At 51.1% G+C, this 17909-nt stretch carries 14 protein-coding genes; all 14 read left to right on the plus strand.

Annotated elements, in window-relative coordinates; all coding sequences use genetic code 11:
* The first annotated feature begins 5 nt into the window (after nt 1-5).
* The 14 genes from atpE to ACI4N7_RS02725 all read left to right on the plus strand — a co-directional run bounded on the left by atpE (nt 6) and on the right by ACI4N7_RS02725 (nt 16916).
* Nucleotides 6-257, plus strand: a complete 252-nt coding sequence (gene atpE, locus ACI4N7_RS02660; RefSeq protein ID WP_439731825.1) for a F0F1 ATP synthase subunit C — start codon at nt 6-8, stop codon at nt 255-257.
* A gap of 36 nt (nt 258-293) precedes the next feature.
* A complete protein-coding gene (atpF, locus tag ACI4N7_RS02665; RefSeq protein ID WP_439731826.1) occupies nt 294-788 on the plus strand; it encodes a F0F1 ATP synthase subunit B in 495 nt (164 codons plus the stop codon).
* Between the two features lie 2 nt (nt 789-790).
* The gene (locus ACI4N7_RS02670) at nt 791-1330 is read left to right on the plus strand and encodes a F0F1 ATP synthase subunit delta (RefSeq protein ID WP_439731827.1); all 540 of its coding nucleotides are present in this window, start codon (nt 791-793) and stop codon (nt 1328-1330) included.
* Nucleotides 1331-1349: 19 nt separating this feature from the next.
* Entirely contained in the window at nt 1350-2891 is a 1542-nt protein-coding gene (atpA, locus tag ACI4N7_RS02675) for a F0F1 ATP synthase subunit alpha (RefSeq protein ID WP_439731828.1), read from the plus strand.
* Between the two features lie 5 nt (nt 2892-2896).
* The gene (gene atpG, locus ACI4N7_RS02680; protein ID WP_439731829.1) at nt 2897-3775 is read left to right on the plus strand and encodes an ATP synthase F1 subunit gamma; all 879 of its coding nucleotides are present in this window, start codon (nt 2897-2899) and stop codon (nt 3773-3775) included.
* A gap of 30 nt (nt 3776-3805) precedes the next feature.
* Nucleotides 3806-5239 (plus strand): F0F1 ATP synthase subunit beta, encoded by a 1434-nt coding sequence (gene atpD, locus ACI4N7_RS02685; protein ID WP_439731830.1) that lies wholly within the window; start codon nt 3806-3808, stop codon nt 5237-5239.
* Nucleotides 5240-5242: 3 nt separating this feature from the next.
* Nucleotides 5243-5662: a F0F1 ATP synthase subunit epsilon gene (locus tag ACI4N7_RS02690; protein WP_439731831.1), complete on the plus strand. Its 420-nt coding sequence runs from the start codon at nt 5243-5245 to the stop codon at nt 5660-5662.
* A 286-nt stretch (nt 5663-5948) separates the two neighbouring features.
* Complete coding sequence (locus ACI4N7_RS02695) at nt 5949-7769, plus strand: alpha/beta hydrolase-fold protein (RefSeq protein WP_439731832.1); 1821 nt, start codon at nt 5949-5951, stop codon at nt 7767-7769.
* A gap of 129 nt (nt 7770-7898) precedes the next feature.
* Nucleotides 7899-8597, plus strand: a complete 699-nt coding sequence (locus ACI4N7_RS02700; protein ID WP_439731833.1) for a hypothetical protein — start codon at nt 7899-7901, stop codon at nt 8595-8597.
* Between the two features lie 214 nt (nt 8598-8811).
* Nucleotides 8812-9348: a nitroreductase family protein gene (locus ACI4N7_RS02705; protein ID WP_439731834.1), complete on the plus strand. Its 537-nt coding sequence runs from the start codon at nt 8812-8814 to the stop codon at nt 9346-9348.
* Nucleotides 9349-9582: 234 nt separating this feature from the next.
* On the plus strand, nt 9583-9906 hold the full coding sequence (gene trxA, locus ACI4N7_RS02710; protein WP_439731835.1) for a thioredoxin: 324 nt from the start codon (nt 9583-9585) through the stop codon (nt 9904-9906).
* A 631-nt stretch (nt 9907-10537) separates the two neighbouring features.
* Nucleotides 10538-11152: a hypothetical protein gene (locus ACI4N7_RS02715; protein WP_439731836.1), complete on the plus strand. Its 615-nt coding sequence runs from the start codon at nt 10538-10540 to the stop codon at nt 11150-11152.
* Between the two features lie 147 nt (nt 11153-11299).
* Nucleotides 11300-13063, plus strand: coding sequence for a carbon starvation CstA family protein (locus ACI4N7_RS02720; RefSeq protein WP_439731837.1), 1764 nt, complete (start codon nt 11300-11302; stop codon nt 13061-13063).
* 502 nt (nt 13064-13565) lie between these two features.
* Nucleotides 13566-16916 carry an EAL domain-containing protein gene (locus tag ACI4N7_RS02725; protein WP_439731838.1) on the plus strand — a complete coding sequence of 1117 codons (3351 nt, stop codon included), beginning with the start codon at nt 13566-13568 and terminating at the stop codon, nt 16914-16916.
* The last annotated feature ends 993 nt before the right edge of the window (nt 16917-17909 follow it).

The raw sequence follows: 17909 nt of genomic DNA on the forward strand, positions 1-17909 counted from the left end.
TTATTATGGATCAGACAATCGTCGCACAGTATTCTCTTCTCGCAGCAGCTTTCATCGCTGGCCTGGCATCTATTGCAGCTGCCTTCTCCGATTCCAAAGCAGCTTCCCATGCTCTCGAAGGCATGACCCGTCAGCCTGAAATGGCAGGCAAGCTCTTCACCAACATGCTGGTTGCTATCGGCCTTATCGAATCTATCCCGATTATTGCTATCGTTATCGCTCTGGTTCTCGTATTCGCTAACCCATTCCTTAAATAATATTACCCACTAATATTACCTTAAGGAGGGATCGAATTGGTAGAACTGAATGGTACACTGCTGATTCAGATCATCAACTTCGTTATTCTGTGTGCAATTCTTGGTCATTTCTGCTATAAACCGGTGCTGAAAGTTCTTGATGAACGTAAGAACCGCATTAAGAATGACCTGGATTCCGCTGCTGCTTCCAAGGCAGACGCTGAAAAGCTGAAGGAATCCTATGAAGAACAGCTCCGCGACGCACAGGCAAAAGCCCAGGAAATTGTGGACAAGGCTGTTAAAGAAGCCAAAGTCCAGGCAGATGCCCAGATTAAAGAAGCTCATGCCGCTATTGAAAAGGAAAAGGAAAACGCAACCAAACAGATTGAAAGAGAACGCAAGGATGCTCTTGAAGAATTGAAATCCCAGGTTGCCGGCCTTTCCTGCGAAATTGCAGCTAAGATCATCAGCAAAAATATGACGCCGGAAGCAAATGACCGGCTGATTGCGGAAAGCATCGCAAAGCTGGATGCCCGCAAAGCAGGTAAATAATCATGGATAAGAACGTAATCCTTGCAAAAAAGTACGGACGTGCTATCTATGAGATCGCTGCTGAACAGAACAGCTTGAAACAGACAGAAGAAGATCTGGTGCTGATTGCAGATGCTATCCGCAAAAATCAGAACCTCAAGGATTTTCTGAATCATCCTCTGCTTGCCAGGGATGTCAAGAAAGATACGTTAAAGAAACTCTTTGCAGACAAGGTACAGCCGGTTGTCCTGCAATTCTGCTACGTGGTTATGGACAGAGACCGTTTTGAGGTATTCCCCATGATGGTCGACTACTACGTGACCATGGCTCATCAAGGCATGGGCGTTGAAGAAGCAGTGGTTACATCTGCTCTTCCGCTCAGCAAGTCTCAGGCTGAAACGCTGAAGGAAAAACTTGCTGCCATTACCGGCAGAAAGATTATCCTGAAGCAGAAAGTGGACGCAGCGCTGATCGGCGGCTTTACCGTCCAGGTGGGTGACCGCCTGATCGATGGTTCCGTTGCCAGATCCCTGCAGACACTGAAAGCGAAAATGATGCAATAATTGAGGTGACTTATAGGAAATGAAAATCAGTTCAGATGAAATCACATCTGTCATTAAAAAACAGATTGAAAACTACAAAGTAGACCTCAATGTCGATGAAGTTGGTACAGTCCTTGAAGTCGGCGACGGCATTGCCCATGTATATGGCCTGCAGAACTGCATGGCCGGCGAACTCCTTGAACTGCCGAACGGCGTTTACGGCATGGCACTGAACCTGGAAGAAAGCAACGTAGGTGCCGTACTTCTGGGCCACTCTGAAACCATTAAGGAAGGGGACACTGTTAAGAGAACAGGTCACCTGATGCAGGTACCGGTAGGCAACGCAGTTATCGGCCGCGTTGTTAACGCACTGGGCCAGCCGATTGATGGCAAAGGGGAAATCAAAACCGACGAATACCGCGACATTGAAATCAAAGCACCGGGAATTGCCGACAGACAGCCGGTTAACGTTCCGCTGCAGACAGGTCTTAAAGCTATTGACTCCATGGTTCCGATCGGACGCGGCCAGCGCGAACTGATCATCGGCGACCGTGGTACCGGTAAAACCGCTATCGGCATTGATACCATCCTGAACCAGAAGGGTCAGAACGTTATTTGTATTTATGTATCCATCGGCCAGAAGAACTCCAACGTTGTTCGTGTATACGAAAAACTGAAGTCCGCCGGCGCTATGGATTATTCCATCATCGTCCATGCAGGCGCATCCGAAGGCTCCCCGATGCAGTACCTGGCACCATATTCCGGTGTCTCCATCGCAGAACACTTCATGCACCAGGGCAAAGATGTCCTCATCATTTATGATGACCTCTCCAAACACGCTGTAGCATACCGTGCAATGTCCCTGCTGCTCCGTCGTCCACCGGGACGTGAAGCATATCCGGGCGATGTATTCTATCTGCATTCCAGACTGCTGGAACGTGCAGCCCGCCTCTCCGATGCACTGGGCGGCGGCTCCATTACAGCACTGCCGATCATTGAAACTCTGGCAGGCGACGTAGGCGCTTACATTCCGACCAACGTAATTTCCATTACCGACGGCCAGATTTATCTGGAAACCGGCCTCTTCTACTCCGGCGTTCGTCCGGCAATCAACGTAGGCCTTTCCGTATCCCGTGTAGGCGGCGCCGCACAGATTAAAGCCATGAAACAGGTAGCCGGCACCCTCCGTCTGGACCTTGCCCAGTACAGAGAACTGGCAGCCTTCGCACAGTTCGGCTCCGACCTTGATCCGGCCACCAAAGCCCAGATCGACCGCGGCCAGAGAACCACCGAAGTGCTGAAACAGCCGCAGTACACCCCGTATCCTGTTGAAGACCAGGTACAGGCCATCTACGTAGCTGTTAAAGGCTACCTCGATGATATCGGTGTAGATGAAGTCGTAGACTTCGAACACCAGATTCTCGCATTCCTCCACAGCAGCCATCCGGAAATCGGCGAAGACATCGTGAAGACAAAGAAACTGACCGATGCCAACGAAGAAAAACTGAAGGCCGCTATTGCAGAATTCAAAGAACGCTACAACGCTAACAAAGCTGAAAAGTCTGACAAGGTAGAGGGGTGATCTGATTGGAAAGTACGCGTGATATAAAAGGGCGCATTAAATCTGTCACCAACATCCAGCAGATCACAAAAGCAATGAAGATGGTAGCCGCTGCCCGTCTGCGCAAAGCAGAAGAAAAAGCAAACGGTTCCCGTCCCTATGCTGAAAAAATCGGAGAGCTCCTGCGCCGTGCTTCTTCGGTAACACCCGGTTTTACCAGCCCGCTCCTTAGAGAAGGGAAAGTAAAGAAGGTCGGATATCTCGTCATCAGCGCAGATAAAGGCCTTGCCGGTGCTTATAACTCCAATGTTATGAAGCAGACCATGCACGAAATCTCCGGTAAGGATCGCTCATCCTATGCACTTTATGTGTGCGGCAAACAGGGTAGAAACTACCTTAAATTCCGCGGGTATGATCTTGACTCCTACCACTTCGGATTTTCAGATAAACCTCAGGCCCAGGATTCCATCGATGTAGCCAAGGAAATGGTGGACTACTTCGTCAAGGAAGAAGTGGATGAAGTTTATATTATTTACACCAGATTTATTACTGCTCTCCGTCAGCAGGTGCGGGTAGAAAAACTTCTGCCGGTACAGAACCCCGCTGATGAGGCAGACAAGGAAGCAAACGGACAGCCCGCTGCGGAAGAACCCTATATGTTCCTTCCTGATGCAGCCTCCGTCCTTTCCAAACTGCTTCCTGAATATGTACAGGTCCAGGTTTACAACGCCATGCTCCAGTCTGCCGCTTCCGAACTGGGAAGCCGTATGGCCGCCATGTCCGCTGCTACCGACAACGCAACCGAAAGAATCGCCGACCTCAACCTTACGTACAACAAAGCCCGTCAGGCTCAGGTCACCAACGAAATTTCCGAAATTGTCGGCGGCGCAGCTGCGCTGGAATAACCTATATCGATTAAGGAGGAATGCTTCTTCATGGCAAATGAACAGGAGATGCAGGTAGGTAAAGTCGTTCAGGTCATCGGCGCAGTTGTCGATATTGCCTTCGACGATGACAAAGAACTTCCTGCCATCTATAATGCAATCCATGTAAAAGACGACAAAGGCAGCGTTCCTGTAGATGTTATCTGTGAAACCATGCAGCATCTGGGTGACGGCGTAGTCCGTACCGTTGCAATGAGCTCCACAGATGGCATGGTACGTGGAATGAAAGCTGTCGACACCGGCCGTGCAATCGCTACCCCGGTAGGCGACGGCGTCCTTGGACGTATTTTCAACGTATTAGGCCAGACAGTAGATAAAGACCCCACTCCGGTGGCAGCAAAAGACTACTGGCCGATTCACCGTCAGGCACCGGCCTTCAAAGACCAGTCCCCGGCAGCTGAAATTTTCGAAACCGGCATCAAAGTCGTTGACCTGATCTGCCCCTACGCAAAAGGCGGTAAGGTTGGTCTGTTCGGCGGTGCAGGCGTAGGCAAGACAGTCCTGATTCAGGAACTGATTCACAACGTAGCATCCGAACATAACGGCTGCTCCGTATTCTGCGGCGTAGGCGAACGTACCCGTGAAGGCAACGACCTCTGGGGCGAAATGAAAGACTCCGGCGTATTGAACAAGGTTGCCCTTGTTTACGGCCAGATGAACGAACCGCCGGGAGCTCGTATGAGAGTTGCCCTGACCGGCCTGACCATGGCAGAATACTTCCGTGATAAAGAACACCAGGACGTACTTCTCTTCGTAGATAACATTTTCCGTTTCGTACAGGCAGGTTCCGAAGTATCCGCACTTCTCGGCCGTATGCCTTCAGCCGTAGGTTATCAGCCTACACTGGCTACCGATATCGGCGAACTGCAGGAACGAATCACTTCTACCAAAGAAGGCTCCATTACATCCGTACAGGCAGTCTATGTACCGGCCGATGACCTCACCGACCCGGCTCCGGCTGGCGTATTCACCCACCTGGATGCTACCACCGTATTGAACCGTTCCATTGCAGAACTGGGTATTTATCCGGCAGTAGATCCGCTGGACTCCACTTCCCGTATCCTTGATCCGAACGTCCTTGGCAAGGAACACTACGAAGTAGCCCGCGGCGTACAGGCTATTCTGCAGCGTTACAAGGAACTGCAGGATATCATCGCCATCCTCGGTATGGAAGAACTTTCCGACGACGACAAGGTCATTGTTGCCCGCGCCAGAAAGATTCAGAGATTCCTGTCTCAGCCATTCTTCGTAGCTGAACAGTTCACCGGTTCCCCGGGAAGATATGTACCGCTGAAAGAAACCATCAGAGGCTTCAAGGAAATCCTTGCAGGCGAACATGATGATCTGCCGGAAGGTGCATTCTACATGGTGGGCACCATTGATGAAGCAATCGAAAAGGCTGAAAAGATGAAGAAAGGGGAATAAGCCATGGCTGATACCCTTACTAATCCTATGCATGTGGAAGTCATCAGTCCGGACGGCGCCATCTACAGTGATGACGGCGTAGACATGGTGGTTGCCCGTGCAGAAGATGGCGAATTCGCCGTAATGAAACGCCATCTTCCCCTTGCTGCTGCCCTGACCATGTGCGTTGTGCGCATCAAAAAGGCAGACCAGGAGGAAAGAATCGCTGTATTTGGCGGATTCCTTGAAACCAAAAACAGCAGGGTTAATGTCATTGCTCCTCTGGCTGAACTGGCAGAAAACATTGACGTAGCCCGTGCCCAGGCGGCTAAAAAGCGCGCCGAAGACCGGCTGGCTCACCGCACCGAAGACCTCGATGTGGAAAGAGCAAAACTGGCTCTCATGCGTGCCCTCATCCGTCTGTCCGCAACGAAAAGTCTCTAATTCCAACAAAAAAGCTGCAGATTTTCTGCAGCTTTTTTGCTTGCCATAAAAGGGGCTTTATCCGGCCTTTCGGAAATGATTTCTGCAGGAACCTTCTGCAGGCAGGGGACGATGAAAAAGAGAAGCTTTCCTTTCTGTTCGGTCTGCTCCGTTTTTCTTTCCTTCATGGTATATACTATAGGTAACTAAATGACAGGAGAAGCAGTACTTTCCGAAGAAACCGGAAATGGAGAAAAGCTCATTCTTCCCAGGTGCGCTGCTCCGGATTTCTTTCAAAGGAGACTCTATGAAGATAAAGAAACAATGGATTCCGGCTGCCGGCCTTTCGATTCTTCTGGGCTTTGGCGGAGGTTTTTCCTCCCGGGCGGAAGGAACGGTCTCTTCGCCTTCTGCCGGGGCAGACCTGGGCGCAGACCAGGCGGTCACTTCCATGAAAGCATTGGGCTTTGTGGATACCGACGGCTCAAAGCTGAAAGCGGTGGTGCTTTCCTATGACAGGGACATTCCCACTGCATCCGTGACAAAAGATACCTATCAGGTGACGGACTACGGAACCACACTGACGGAAAGGGACCTGACCCAGGGGAACAGTCCCGGTACCATCACAAAGGTATACGTCAATGACCGGCCGGAGACTTCTGCCAAAGGCGGCACTGCCTCCGGACGGTATGTGGTGATTGAAGTGAATACGGACTACCAGACAGGTCGGTTTCCCCGGTCCTACAGGATTACCATGGCCGCTTTGGTGAAACAGGTGAAGCCGGTCTCCACCGGCAGGGGGACCATCCAGCCTTCTGTAGATGGAACGAAAAACTACACTCCGTTCACCTATGTCAGCTATGATCCCCAGACAGGGAAAAACAGGGCGCCGGAGGAATACAACTATGCCGTGGACGGTACCTATACCATCAGCGGCCTGTCAGGCTATGAACTCCATACCCTGAAAAAGGGAAATGCCTTTCATGCGTACCACTGCTTTGATGAGGCCAATGGAAAATACTGGGACTTTGACCTTCCCTATGCCATCTACGTGCCGAAAGACTACCATCCTTCCGGAAAATACGGACTGGTGCTCCACATCCATGATGCAGGATCCATGGACAGCGATCCCATGTTGACACTGACAGAATCCCAGGCCGCTGCCAACTATGCTTCCGACCGGTTCCAGGAGGAAGCAAAGGAAAAGGGACTGGACGGGGTCATTGTACTCTGTCCCGCCATTGCGGAATTCTACCCCATGGATAAGGCGCATCCCGAATACAGCCTCCGCATGGCCAGGGACAACTGGACCCTGAGCTGCGCTGCCCCTGCCATATGGGAACTGATGGACCAGGTGACCCGCACCTATTCCATCGATAAAGACAGGATTTACGGAAGCGGACAGTCCATGGGCGGCATGACCGTCATGGCCATGGCAGCGCAAAGAGACAACTATTTTGCCGCTCTCCTTCCCATGAGCTGCAAATGGGGAAATAATTATGACAAGTCCTATCCCTTTAACGGAGAAACCTGTTATAATGCCCCGGCTGACGGAACCATCATATGGAACAGGGACAGCCATGGAAACCCCTGCGACTATAACAACTGGTTCTACATGATTTCCGATGACAATATCCTCTATTTGAATACAAAAGGAGAGAATGTGGAATATCGGATTCTCTACCATGACCTGGCCGGTGTGGACATTCCATCGGAGGACCTGGTGCTGGACAGCAGCACCACTCCGGAAAAACGGAGCAGTACCATTCGTTCTCTGGTTTCCCGAAAGAATAAAACCGGCATTTATCAGGCAGTGCTTACAGGAAATGTAAGCCACATGTCCGCCTGGTTCTACGGCCACGGCACGCCGGCCTGCTATGACTGGCTTCTTTCCCAGACAAGGAAGACGGAAATGGCAAGGAAGAAACTGCCTCTGAACAGGCCCTTTGTCCCGGCAGAGGAGCAGATACAGAATGAAGACCGCCTCTTTTATCAGGACAGGAAAAATCCGGATAAGAAAATCTACTATCCCACCGGAAAACGGGACAGCGGAACCGGTGACTACAACTCCGGGCTCACCGCTCTGGGAAGCGACAGCGTACTGGCACCGGGCTGGAAATCCCGTTGAACCGAAAGCAGCCAAAGAGAGACAGATTTCATGCTGTCTCTCTTTGGCTTCTGGAAAAGCCGGCCTGCTGCTCGCAGGGATGGATTCCGTATGGTAAGATGAAGGAAAAGAAAGGAGACGAAGATACCTATGACAGTCAAGTACCACCTGCTGGTGCTGCTGATGGCATTTTTCCTCTTTCTTTCGGGAAGCAGTGCTTCTGCAGACTATACCGAATGGAAAGACAGCACCTATGATTTTACAAAAGTGAAAACTCTCTATATTGGAGAAATGGATACGTCCGCTTTTCCCGAAATGGGAAGCGCCATGAAATGGAAGCTGAAGGAAGAATTTTATAAAAGGACGTCCGGGGTGAAGGGTCTTTCTCTGCTGATGGAACAGCCGGGGCCCCGGGGAAGAGCCGCTCTTTCGGCACAGGAAGAGAACAGTATGATCGAAGGATCGGAAACGGCTGTACCTGAAGAGGCAGTCTCCGGCAAAGCGGACATTTATATCCTGCCCCGTCTGGAACAGTACAGTGTCAACTCCTATCTTCTCCCTGCCCATACGGAATGGAGAAGCAGAGAAGTCCGGGAAGGATGGCGTGACAGAGACGGCCGCTGGCATGAATTCTACCGCACCGTCACCTATCCTGAATATGTGCCGGACCTCTGGGTGCCCTGTGCCCGGGTGGATGTAACCTTTGAATGGTATGATGTTAAAACGGGAAATCTGGTGGCCTCCAGCGAAGACAGCCGTGTGAGGAATGGAGAAAATAATCCCCTCAGCCTTTACCGGCGGGCGATTGACCGGTTTACGAAAAATATGAAAAAGACGGTGAAACAGTGAGCCGGTGGGACTGCGGCGGCAGCATTTCCCAAAGCAGGTGAATGCAAAGGGGGAAGGCGCTGCCTGGCGTTTCGGCAGCTAAGCCGCCGTCAGACGTTAGAACCCTTCCCGGCTGGGAGGGAGCGGCCTCTGAATTCTCTACCCTATTCTATGGTATAATAAAGGCAAGAAAGAATAAGCTGAAATCATAATAATAACAAAAGGAGGAAGAACCATGGACGAAATTTTCAGAAGAGGAACCTGCCGTTATTTCAAGGAGAAAACGCCGGTGCCGGATGAGGAGCTTCTTACCCTGGTGAAGGCGGGCATGCAGGCCCGGGCTGTAGGCAACCAGAAGTCAAGAGATTTCATCATTGTCACCCGTGAAGACCTGGTGAAAGCCATTTCCCATAACAGCATTATTGCCGGCCCTGCCAGAAAGGCATCGGCAGCCATCGTCATCGTAGGGAAGAAGGAAGGCATCTCCTTCCCTGAGGAATGGACCTTCGACTGCTCCGCCGCCGCCCAGAATATCCTGATTGAAGCGGAACATCTGGGACTGTCCACCCTGTGGATGCAGGTATACCCCTATCAGGACAGAAAAATCCACCTCTGCCATATCCTGGACATTCCGGACGAACTGGATCCCTTCTGCATTATTGCCGTAGGCTATGCAGACAAGGCGCCGGTGCGCCTTAACCGCTATGATCCGGACGCCGTCTTCCTGGACCTTTACGGCAGCCATAAGAAGACCGTGTACACCGGAAAATAATCACCCTCATTTATCACATGAAAGAAGGTTCTGCTGTTTCCTTCAGGATGCAGCAGAACCCTTTTTTATTTCATGGAGATACCATATATCCTCCCTTGGATTTCTCAACTTTTTTGATTTCCTGCGCTTCCAGGCAAAGCCCTGTTTTCTATTCCCTTGTTTTTATTTGACGGGTTGTGTTATAATAAACATATCGAATTAATTAAATATAATTATATTAAAGGAGATCAGAAGATGATTACAGAAATTCACAGCAGCGAACAGTTTGATACAGAAATTACCAATCACAAGGGCTACAGCCTCATTGATTTCTGGGCTACCTGGTGCGGCCCCTGCCGCATGATGGCTCCGGTTATGGAAAATGCGGAAAAGGTTCTCGGAGACAAGATTCATTTCTGCAAGGTGGATGTGGACGAACTGCAGGATCTGGCCGGTCAGTTTGATATTATGTCCATTCCTACCATTATCCTTTTCAAGGACGGGGAAGAGGTCAACCGTATGATTGGCGCTGTTCCGCAGGAGGAATTCATCAGCCAGCTGGAAAATATGATGAAATAACAGGATGGAATAAAAAGAGCTGCTCTATGAGCAGCTCTTTTTATTATGGAAGATAAGTAAAACAGGTATAGTAAAACATTAATAGATAAAATGTTTATAGAAATTTAAAAATAAAAAATGAAAAAAGAGCTTGCAACTTTGAAAAAAGATGATATAATATGTACATAAGTTGACCGATGGTCAACTGAAAAGCATAACACGGATGCCCCGGATTCAAATCCCCATGAAAAAAGGAAACACCGATGCTGTGCGAAGAAAAGGAGGTGCGTTGATTCTTATCATTTTTACCTTGGATTTTCTTGATAATAATTTACCCTCTCTCCAAAAACCTGTTGGTTTCCCCGCCGACAGGTTTTTTATTGTGCCTCGGGAGTACTAAATGATAATAGAATAGCCTAAAATCGTACTCTGCGAAAAGTATGCTCTGCAGGCCTGCCTCTTCAGGATGACCGGTTTCCGAGCTGCAGGAAAAAAGACAGCCTTGACAGCTGTTACAAATGCATATTATTTTTCTTTGCACTGCTTATAAGGAAGTTTTATTAGGAAAAAAGAAAGAGGAATAGTATATTTAAACCAGCACCATCTAATTATGTGCACTTCAAATTACATTTTATTATGAAAGGAGGGGCTCATGGAAGAAAAGGAAAAAGCGGTGGAACGTCTGCTGGCCGGTTACCGGCGGTACTATACCATTACCCGCTTTGATGGAGGAAGGGAGGAAGAGACCCGTGGGCTGCGGGAGGCGGCTCATATACAAAAACCTTTCTTTTCAGGAAAAGCAGCGCTGGCTGCGGTGTGTGAGTACTATGAACAGGGGGAGAAATATTTCCTCTTTCATTCCGCCCAGCTCTGGTCTACAGCACAGGAAGAATTTGTCTTTCTGTTCAAGGTGCCTCATCTGACTATGGCGGTGTTCAAGGAACTCCGGGATTATGCCTATCACACAGGCATGGACATGGCCCATATCGGGCCCGGTCATATGTACACCTATATTTCTCCCGTTTTCATCTGTGATTCCATGGATGAGGAAGCAGGAAAGGCACTGGTCAGGTGCCGTTACTATAAAACATTCCGCTTTTCCTTCCATGGCTGGATGGAATACCATGCAGGAGCATTGGAGCTTGGCAGCGGCCAGTTTTATTTCAACCGGGCAGGAAGGTGCATGGAAAAGGGACTGAAAAAAGTATTATCCGATTATCCACTTCCCGGAAGGACACCGGTTTCATCCATGAATCGAATTTCATGATCCCTATGTTTCCCTGAAGGGATCCGGGAAGAAAATCAAGTATTGACTGCATCAGCGCTTTTCCCGGCAGAACAAAAGCCGGAGGCCTGATTTCTCTGCCGGCTCTGCAGAGCCGGTGTTTCAACCCTCACGAAAGGGGGCTCATTTATGAATACTCTGGTATTACTGGCAGTTTGTTTAGTCATTCTTTTATGCGGATACATTTTCTATGGCCGATGGCTGGTGAAGCAGTGGGGCGTAGGCCAGGGGGACATTCCCACCCCGGCGCACACCATGGAAGACGGTGTGGACTATGTGCCCGCCAAAGCGCCTATCCTCATGGGCCATCATTTTTCATCCATTGCCGGTGCCGGCCCTATTACCGGACCTATCGGCGCTGCCATGTTCGGCTGGCTTCCGGTGACCCTGTGGGTGCTGGTGGGCGGTATATTCTTCGGCGGCGTCCATGACTTCGGCGCCCTTTTCGCATCGGTGCGCCATAACGGACAGTCCATCGGGGAAATCATTTCCGCCAATATGTCCAAACGGGCCAAGCAGCTTTTCATTATTTTTTCCTACCTCACCCTGATTCTGGTGGTAGCCGCCTTTGCAGCCATCGTAGCATCCACCTTTGGAGCTGTCTATGAAAACGGCGTACTGAACGAAGCGAAGAGCGCCACCCAGGCTTCCGTAGCCATGGTTTCCCTGCTCTTTATTGCAGTAGCCATCATTTTCGGATTTGCAGTATACCGCCGCCACACCGGCATGGTGATGTCCACCATCCTGGGCGTGGGAGCCATTGTACTCTGCATGGCCATCGGCATGAATTTCCATCCTTTCTATTTCTCCACCCACACCTGGATGTGGCTCATCGGACTCTACATTACCATTGCATCGGTCACTCCTGTATGGATTCTCCTGCAGCCTCGTGACTACCTGTCCTCCTTCCTGCTTTACGCCATGCTCATCGTGGCAGTGGTAGGCATCGTAGGCGCCCATCCGGATATTAAGCCGGAGCTGTTCCCTGCCTATGCAGGATTTGCAGTAGATAACGGCAACGGTATCCAGTACCTGTTCCCCATTCTCTTTACCACCGTAGCCTGCGGCGCCATTTCCGGATTCCATTCCCTGGTTTCCTCCGGCACCACATCCAAACAGCTGGATAAGGAATCGGATGCAAAGCCCATCGCCTACGGCGGCATGCTGCTGGAATGCGTCCTTGCCATCATTACCCTCTGCGCCATTGCCTATGCCAGAGAAACAGGCCATGTAAAAGGGGCCACCGATATTTTTGCCGGCGGGATTGCTGCCATGATTGCTGCGATTCCCGGACTGGAATCCATGGAAAGCAGCATGTACACCCTGCTGGTGCTCACCTATTCCGCTTTCTGCCTGACCTCTCTGGATACGGCCACCCGCCTGGCCCGCTTCATGTTCCAGGAATTCTGGCTCGAACCGGGACAGACGCCTAAGGATATTGACGGAACCTTCAAGAAAATCATGGTCAATCCCTACTTTGCCACCATCCTTACAGTGGTACTGGGTGTCCTTCTGGGCATGGGCGGCTTCATGAAAATCTGGGGCCTCTTCGGTGCGGCCAACCAGCTCCTGGCAGGCATCGGCCTTCTGGCTGTGGCAGCCTGGCTGGGCAATGCAGGAAAGAATAATAAAATGTTCCTCATTCCCATGACCTTCATGATGATTGTTACCCTGAGCTCCCTGGTGATTATCGTAAGAAACCAGATCCTCATGATTCTGAACGGCGCCTCCGACTGGGGCCCCTATGCCCAGGCAGGCATCGGGATCCTTCTCATCGGTCTGGCTCTGGAACTGGCGGTAGAAGGCTACCGCACCATTATCCATCAGCGGAAGCAAGCCAGGCTGGAAAAAGCAGCGGAATTTCCTTCCGGACTGAATGACATGGAAGATTAGATGAAAACAATAAAAGCAGCGGAACCGGAAGGAACCGCTGCTTTTTTGCGTGGGAAAACAGGGGAGATAGTGAGACCGCTATCCGCTATGAGACAATCAGACAGCAGAAGGCAACATTCCTGTTCGCAAAGGAGGCGCCGCTTTTGCGGCAGGTTGTATAGAAGGGTTGTGTTTGCTTACGCTCAGGGGGCGGCATCGCTGCCGCCGCGAAGCGGAATTATAAAAATTCATCGCCCGTCAGGGCGATACCATCACCCTCAGTCTGAAAGGCTGGTCAATCCTAAGAACCTTCCCCTCTGAACCTTTTGAACCCTTATGCCCTTCAGGGCGTGTCCCACAGCCATACCATCCCCGGGCAGCACCCTGTCAGCATTTCTTCCATTGTAAAATAATTTATTGGATATTACCTGAAAAAAGTGTACAATAAAGGCAAAGATTGAATTTTTCGGGGGGGTACCTTCTCCTGGTGAGATAGATATGGAATGATTACAGGGAGGACCTTATGGACCAGAGTAAAGGTGTACTGCAATATCTGGACGATTTTCCAGGGGGTGTCTGTCTTGTTTCCAGAGACAGGGAGGAAAGGATACTGGCGGTGAATGATGAGCTTCTCCGGATTTTCGGGTGTGATTCGGAGGAGGATTTCCTGCATTTTACAGGCGGTCATTTCCGCGGCCTTATGGCGGCGGCTGATTACCATTCCGTGGCGGAAATGTACGGTGGAGAAGAAAGGAATGCAAATTATAATTTCTACGGCTTCCCCAGCTTTGACAGGGACGGTCATTTCCAGCGGATTGAAGGCATTATAGGAACGGCGGAGGATGCAAAGCTGGGACCTATGTGGGTGCTGGGACTGGTGAAGAGTGATGCGCGCCACAGGGCTCTGGAACGGGACCTGGATACAGGGCTTCTTGGGAGATATGGCTTTTACCAGGAGGCGGTCCGTATCAGGAAAGAGGATGAAGCGGCCGGCATGTTCGGATGCCGAGCAAACGTGTATATCACTCTTGTCCATTTTTCTACTTTTAATGCCAGTTATGGTATGGAGTCGGGCAGCCGGCTGCTGAAGAAAATCGGAGGCATCCTCCGCTCCTATTTCCCTGACGCCGTCATCGGTCATCCGGCTATGGACGATTTCTGCATTTTGGCGCCCAGGGATCATGTATTGGAGAAACTGGAGAAAGCGCTGAAGGATGTAAACGGTCTTATCGGCGACGCCTATGTACAGTGCAAGGCAGGGGTAGTGCTATTTGACGATGACCATGTGTCTTTTGAAATGCTGCAGAAACTTGACTGGCAGGGACCTCTGGACATGGGCAGGCTGGCGGCGGAATCCATCAGGAATGACAGCGGCCGCTCCTGGGCTTTCTATACGCCGGACATGGGACAGAAGGTGGTGGATACCACCTTTGTGATCCGGAATTTTGAAAGGGCTTTGGAAGAGGGCGCCATTAAGGTGTACTACCAGCCTGTTATCCGTGCCCTCACAGGAAAACTCTGCGGCATGGAAGCCCTGGCCCGGTGGAAGGACCCGGAGAAAGGCATGATTTATCCCGGAGTCTTTATTCCCATATTGGAAAAGATGAAGCTCATCCACCATCTGGACTGCTACGTCATTGAGGAAACTGCCAGGCTCTACCGCCGTCTGAAGGAAGAGCACCGGCCCATTATCCCTGTATCAGTGAACCTGTCCCGGGTGGATTTCGACGTGATGAAGCCCTTCGATTTTCTGGAGCGCATCGTATCCATGTACCAGGTGCCCCGCAGCTTCTTCCGCATCGAAGTGACGGAGTCCGCCCTCACCTTGGACCGCAGCCTGCTGAAAAAGGAACTTATCCGTTTCAAACAGGCAGGCTACCAGCTGTGGCTGGACGACTTCGGCAGCGGCTACTCCACCCTCAACGTGCTGCAGGAATTTCCCTTTGACGAACTGAAAATCGACATGGCCTTTTTAAGAAATTTCAACGAAGAGAGCCGCAAGATTATCCGCTCCATCATCCTCATGGCAAAAACCCTTTCCATCCATACCCTGGCGGAAGGAGCGGAAACCAAGGAGCAGGTGGAATTTCTGAAAGAATCGGGCTGCGAACGGATTCAGGGATATTTCTACGGCAGACCCATGCCTTTTGCTGACATGGCAGCACTCATTTCCAAGGGCACCTATGTGCCGGAGACAAGGCAGGAAGCCATGGTGATGAACAGGGTGGGCCTGGTGAATGTACTCACCGATAAGCCCATAGGCCTTTTCCTGGACACGAAGGATAAGCTGGTGGTGCTCCTTAAAAACGAAGCTATGCTCAGGGAAACGGCTACGCTGAACCAGGGGGACCATATCTTCTTTGAAGGGGATGTGCTGCCCCACACCCATGCCGTCTATCCCTGGTTCCTGGCCCTCATCGAAGGAAGCAGGAAAAGCGGAAAAATACAGACCGCCAATGCTGTGAGAAACGGCTGTATGCTGAAATGCGAGGCCCTGGTGGCTGCCGGCAGCCAGACCCTCTGCGGCGGCACCCTGTCCATTTACAATATGTCTGTGCAGGGAAAAAATACACCGGTGGAGAAGCTGAATACCCTTTACCGGCAGATGATGCGCATATTTGACTCCATTTATGAAGTGAACGATAAAGAGCAGGAAGTGGAAGTCATTCTTACGCCCCTGCCTATCCTGAAGCCCGGCTCCACCCTCACGAAAAAGCAGTGGAAGCAGCTGATTACATACGTGCATCCGGAAGACAGAAAAGAGTTTGCAGCATTTATAAACACCGACTCTATCAGGAAAAATGCAGAAACTTCATCCCGACAGGCCGCTTCCGCCCATTTCCGCATCAAAAACGGAAGCGGGCAGTATGAATGGAAAGAAGTGGTTGCCCTTGTGCTGGGAGAACCGGCAGAGGGCCGTGTCCTGATAGGCATAAAGCAGACAAACCTTACACCTCTGACCATGGGGGAAAGAGAAAAAATCATGACCCGCTATGCTTCCCCCTGGGGCATGACCTGGCAGGACGAATCGAAATTGACGGCAGAAGCCCTCTTTGCTAATACCCTGCGGAAGAAATCGGATTTCAAATTTTTCTGGAAAGATAAAAACCGCCGTTTCCTTGGCGCCAGCCAGGCCTTCCTTGACTACTACGGATTTCCTGATGAATCATCCATCCTCGGAAAGACAGACGAAGATATGGGCTGGCATCTGGGTGACAATACCTACAAGAAGGAAGAAGAAAAGGTGTTGCAGGAAGGAAAGACATCCTGCTACGTAAGAGGAAAATGCATCATCCGGGGCCGGCTCCACACCATCCGCGCTGCCAAGGTGCCTGTTTACAAAGGCAATGAAATCATAGGTCTGCTGGGCTGGTTTGTGGATATGGATGAAGAAGCCAGGCTGAAGGGAAAAGATGATGCCCGCCGCTTTATCGATGAAGAATCGGGCTTTTTGAGCTACCGGGGCATTACCATTTCTGCAGAGCACTACGCTGATGCCCTACGCACCTCCGGCGCCGACTATGAGGGCATCCTTCTGGAAATCCCGGTCATTGAAGACTTCGGCAGAGACTATGGGGACAGGAGTCGGCGAAAACTGGTACAGGCCATCGGCAGGACCATCCGCAGAGCCTTCGGCGGTACCGCCGTCATCGGACGGGTAGGAGTCAACAGCTTCCTCATCATTCAAAATGCAGAAGATAAAGAGACCGTCCGGAGAAAACTGAAGCAGCTCTCTACTGCCATCGGCACCATCCGCTCCATAGACGGCTGCCCCTGCACCCTCTTCGTCAAGGGCGCCTGGGCCTATGGCAGTGAAATCAAAGATATAGACGACATGCGTGCTATCCTCCTTGGAAGACTGGCCCGCTGCTGAAAAAAGGCGCTCCCTCCTTCGAGAGAACGCCTTTTGCGTTGGGGAAAATGGTAATTATCTTGCGTCCCCTTTAGGGGAAGAGGGCCACGAAGTGGCGAAGGGGTGGACGATGGTAAGCAAAGAGAAGAAACGCAGCTAAAATCTTTCTTACCTTCCGGCGGCTCCCCCTTTGGTGGCTGCGCCACCACCTTCCCCCCTCTTCGAGGTGGGACTATGGGTGCTGGGCAATGTGCCACATGAATCTACAGGAAAGTATAGAGAGGTTTATTCTGTCCCCCGAATGGGGGTGGCAAGCGAACTTGGTTCGTAGGGGAGCAAAGCGACCTGAGAACCAAGTTCGCTTGCCCGTGGAAAAGTCCGGCGAAGCCGGATAAGGGGTGGCTGTGGAGGTCCTGCATAGGACCTCCAAGTCAGCCGAAGTTGGCCCTTAACCTGCCCATAAAAGGGCCTTCCTTTTGGTCGGCTGACCGTGTGAGCGGCTGATTCAGCAGGATGGTAAGCAAAGAGGTGAAACGCAGCTAAAATCGTTCTTACCTTTCCGGCGGCTCCCCCTTTGGCGGCTGGCGCCACCACCTTCCCACCCCGCTAAAGCGGTGGGACTATGGATGCTGGGCAGTGGTGTACATTTGCGTGTGGAACAGTAGCGGATGAAAACCGTACAACCGGGCTGCGCCCGTCGGAAATGCACCCCTATTGGTGCTGCGCACCACTTCCACCTAAAGGTGAAACGACTCACTACATTTTGCGTGTCGCTGGAGCTCCTTCAAAATGTGTTCGCTGTGCATCCTAAAGGGAAGCATGTCACTGGATTCTTGGTCGACTGCGTCTCCCTACGAATCCAGTTCCCTTGCCACCCCGGAGGGGGAAGTTTTAGCGGCGCTATGCTTTGTGATGCTTATGAGTTCATTGGTTCTCTGCGTGTTGTTGTGCCCCCGCTGAAGCGGTGGGACTATGGACGCTTGGCAATGTGCCGCATTCCCATAAAAAAGCGGC

The sequence above is a fragment of the Dialister sp. genome, from assembly GCF_051885895.1.
In the GTDB taxonomy this organism is placed as follows: domain Bacteria; phylum Bacillota; class Negativicutes; order Veillonellales; family Dialisteraceae; genus Dialister.